This window comes from Cellulomonas bogoriensis 69B4 = DSM 16987, assembly GCF_000767165.1.
GTDB lineage: Bacteria > Actinomycetota > Actinomycetes > Actinomycetales > Cellulomonadaceae > Actinotalea > Actinotalea bogoriensis.
Window position 1 is genome coordinate 1 of sequence record NZ_AXCZ01000430.1, and the last position, 588, is coordinate 588.

The 588-nt window shown below is 75.0% G+C and carries 2 protein-coding genes; one reads left to right on the forward strand and one right to left on the reverse strand.

What is annotated here, in order from left to right; translation table 11 throughout:
* The coding region (locus N869_RS15845) for a CbiX/SirB N-terminal domain-containing protein (protein ID WP_035063318.1) at positions 1-308 on the forward strand (308 nt) is incomplete at its 5' end.
* A 26-nt stretch (positions 309-334) separates the two neighbouring features.
* On the opposite strand, the gene N869_RS15850 is transcribed toward N869_RS15845, so the two are convergent.
* A partial coding sequence (locus N869_RS15850) for a M15 family metallopeptidase (protein ID WP_035063320.1) occupies positions 335-588 on the reverse strand: 254 nt, incomplete at its 5' end.

Genomic DNA, 588 nt, shown 5'->3' on the forward strand with positions numbered 1-588 from the left:
CGAGCGACGCCCGGGCCGTCGAGGCCGTCCACGCGCTCCACGCGATGGTCGTGGAGGCATGGGGCGGTCCGGTGACCATCGCCTACGGGTCCGCGGCCCACCCCCGGGTGCCCGTCGCGGTCGCCGAGGCCCCGGCGGGGCGGCGGGTCGTGATCGCCTCGTACCTGCTCGCACCCGGGTTCTTCCACGACCGCCTGCACCAGGCGGGCGCCGACGTGGTCACCGAGCCGCTCGGACCGGACCCACGGCTCGCAGAGATCGTCCTGGACCGTTACGAGGCCGCGCACCAGCTGGCCGCCACCTCCTGAGGCGGTCAGCGGCGCCGCCACCGCGTTCAGCGGGTGCCGTACTCCCAGTGCCACGGCTCCTGCGGGCCGCCACCGCCCGGACGCATGATCGGCGGGTGGAACCACCCGAACTGCTCCGAGTTCGCGCGCATCCACCGGTAGTTGGCGGTGTCGAAGTTCCCGAGCCCGCCGAAGTCCCCGAAGTCGACCGCCAGGCCACGCCCGTGGTTCGAGGTGCCCGGGTTGGCGGCCAGGGCCCCGCGGGTCTCGCGGGCGCGCACCTGGCCCTCGTAGCTGCGGT